This is a genomic window from Proteiniphilum sp. UBA1028, assembly GCF_002316955.1.
Taxonomy (GTDB): Bacteria; Bacteroidota; Bacteroidia; order Bacteroidales; family Dysgonomonadaceae; genus Proteiniphilum.
The window spans coordinates 6,768-10,096 of the sequence record NZ_DCEN01000064.1; the positions used below are offsets into that span (position 1 = coordinate 6,768).

Annotated in this window: 1 protein-coding gene; it reads right to left on the reverse strand. The window is 43.2% G+C overall.

The features are described 5' to 3' along the window. Positions 1 to 3,246, reverse strand: a 3,246-nt coding sequence (locus B3Z75_RS11130) for a sensor histidine kinase (protein ID WP_294071584.1), incomplete at its 3' end; no start/stop codon positions are given. Positions 3,247 to 3,329: the final 83 nt, after the last annotated feature.

Genomic DNA, 3,329 nt, shown 5'->3' on the forward strand with positions numbered 1-3,329 from the left:
GAGGGGGGGAGTCTGTTCATCCTGATCTTCTCTTTGCATCTGGTTCATCGTTGCCGGGAAAGTATCGTCAATGGTTACGTCAGCACCAAAATGCGATGTTCCTTTCTTGAAGAACACGGTAAACCTGCTGCCCTTATTCTCTTCGCTTTCCACTTCTATCCTGGCACGATGCTTCTCGGCCATTTCTTTCACAATGGATAATCCGATGCCGGTACTTGGCTTACTTGGATCTTCGTTAAAAGACTCAAAACGCCGAAACAACCTCCCCATTCTTTCTTTATTGATGCCGATACCGGTATCCCTCACCTGCAAGGCAACTTCATCGTTAACATGGAACAATGTTACATGGATCAATTTTCCCGGAGGTGTATACTTGAACGCATTGGAAAGAAGATTCACCACAATTTTTTCTAGCGCTTCGGCATCTACCCATATCAACTGGTCGCCCACCCTGTTTTCAAAACGATAGTCTATTTTTTTCAGGTTTGCATTGTTTGTATAATTCTCATACAGGTTTTCCACAAATGGCCCTATTGCAATCTTACTGACAGTGAGCGGGGTTTGTTCCATCTTCTGAAAATCAAGGATTTGATTTACCATGTTTAACAGCCGTTTCGTATTTTTGGAAACAAGCAAGAGCTGTTTTTGAACTGCCTCGGGAGTGGATTTACTCTGTATCAGGTTTTCAATTGGAGAGACAATCATGGTTAGCGGTGTGCGTATCTCGTGCGATATATTGGTGAAAAAACGAGTCTTGATCTCCGACTCCTGCTTTTCCCATACGATCTTGTTTCGCATCCTGTAAAAAGCGTACAATATCCTGAAGATAATATACAAGACCAATATCGTCAACACCGCATAAATGAGATATGCCCACCCCGTGGCCCAGAAAGGAGGAAGCACCTCAATGGCCAGTGTCCGTTCGTTGTTGATCCATACACCATCGCTGTTGGTCGATTTTACCCGAAAAAGGTATTTTCCCCGCGACAGATTGGTATAGTTGGCAATGCGCTGATTGCCGGAATAGATCCACTCCTTATCGAATCCGTCAAGTTTATAGGCATACAGAATATTTTCCGGATCTGTATAGTCAAGGGCGGCAAACTCAATGCTGAGGAAGTTCTGATTATGCCTTAACTGCAGACGGTCAATCAAGTCGATGCTTTTATACAACGGCCCTTCGGCGGAGATGGGCAGGATGCGGTTGAACAGTCTGAACTGCACCAGTGCAAGATAGGGATTAAAGGTATTGTTCTTCACATTTTCGGGATCAAACATAAACATTCCATGCGAATAGCCGAATAACATTCTCCCGTCGCTCAGGCAACAACTCGAATTTTCAGAGAAATTGTGCCTTTTCATCATGCGTTTTATTTCGCTGAAGTTTTCAAAGGTCTGCTTCTCCCGGCTGAACTTGGTGAGTCCCCCTTCACTGCCTATCCACAGGTCCCCCCTTTTATCTTCATCGATAGACAGAATGATGTTTGAGGGCAGCCCCTCGGATGAGCTGTATGTCTCAAACGACAGCGGGAAGCCATTTTGATCTGTTTCCTTTATCTTGCTGATACCTCCACCGAATGTACCGATATATGTCTCTCCGGATTCTGTGGTACAGATATCGATGATATCGTTTGCGCCAATAGAATGTTCATCGGTGTTATTCCTTGTGTAAATCTTAAAAGCGATCTCTTGCGGGGAGTTGAAATCGGCATCAAACATCATAAAACCGAGGGTGGTCCCCACGCAGATATTCCCTGATCTGTCGCCTGCGATAATCCTCACCCGGTCACCCATGACGAAAGGATAGTTTCCAAGATCATTGTAGTAATGGAGAACTTTTCGATCATCCCCTTCACGAAGTATCAGGTTCAGTCCTCCACCGTAGGTCCCAATCCATATATTCCCGTTTTTATCTTCGAAAATTGAATAGACGTTGTCGTCGCTCAAAGAGTATTTATCATCGGCTCTATTTTTATAATGAAGTATATCAAAACTACTCCCGTTATCTTTCCTTGTCAGTTTGTAAACACCTTCTCCCTTAGTCCCGATCCATATGTTCCTGGCTTCATCTTCGGTGATGCTGTACGCTATTCCTTCCAATGGTGTTCCACTTCCAATCTCTCCCCGATTATTCAGGATGCCTTTTTCTTTCATTTCCGCATCATATATATGCAAAATCCCGTCTTTTGTCGCTACCCAAATATTGTGCTGCGAATCTTCGAATATGGGACGTACATCGTTGCTAATTGTGGAGTTGACATTGGCATGAAGAGGTATTGATTTAAATTTGGCATCATCGTAAAAAATCACCTTCTCCAATCCATTGGAACGTGTACACATCCACAAATTACCCTGTCTGTCTGAATAGGCAGAATGCATCATGTTGGAAAAAAGCCAATGTTGGGAGAAGGGTTCATTGTAAAAGGGTATTAACCGGTCATTCGATTTATCGTAGATCGAAAAGCCTCCTCCTCTTGGATGTACCCACAGACGATCGTTGTTATCTTCGAAAATAAAAAAGTTGGGAGGAAATACGCTCGACACCCTGCTTTCTATAAAGGGTGTAAAATGATTATATTGTCCGGTATAGGGATTGAATTTTGAGACACCCAACTGATCGGTTTCCAGCCATACGTTCTTTGAGCGATCAATATAACCGGTAATGATTTTGTTGAATTTCATGTCGGGAGATGTCTGTTTATTATACAACTCCATACTGCCGTCGTGCATATTGTATATAACGAAGCCGCTCAGATTAGACAGGATAAGTATTTTTTCGGAGGAGATTTCACGTATGGATATAATATCGGAGAAAAGACCGGTGGAGAGTTGCGTAAAGGTACCTCCTTTCAGATCGTACTTCCAAATCACCCCTTTCTCGGAGCCGAACCAAATTGTATCGTCCAGCTCCATGACGCAGAAAAAAGGGGCATTTTCCTTAAACCTGCCCGTGGATAAAGGATGAAAATAAAAAACAGACCCGGCACCATCAGCAGGCAGCATCGTCAATCCTCTGTGGGTTAGTATCCAGGAATTACGCTCTTTGTCTTCGTGAATAGCATGGACATGGTTATCGGTTAAATTACGGTTCGCAGTATGATATACCTCCGCATTAAAAAGGGAGTCTTTAATGGAAATACATCCGTGCTTTTCTGATAAAAGCCATACGACACCACTCTCCATGGGAACAATCTGACTGGCAGAAAATGTGCTTCCCCTACGCGCCTCTATTGAGTTTGTTCCCAAGAAAGTGGCATTTTCAACATTAAATCGAAAAGCCTGATTATCGTAGGAAAGGATCCAGATATTGTGATATTTATCCTCATACA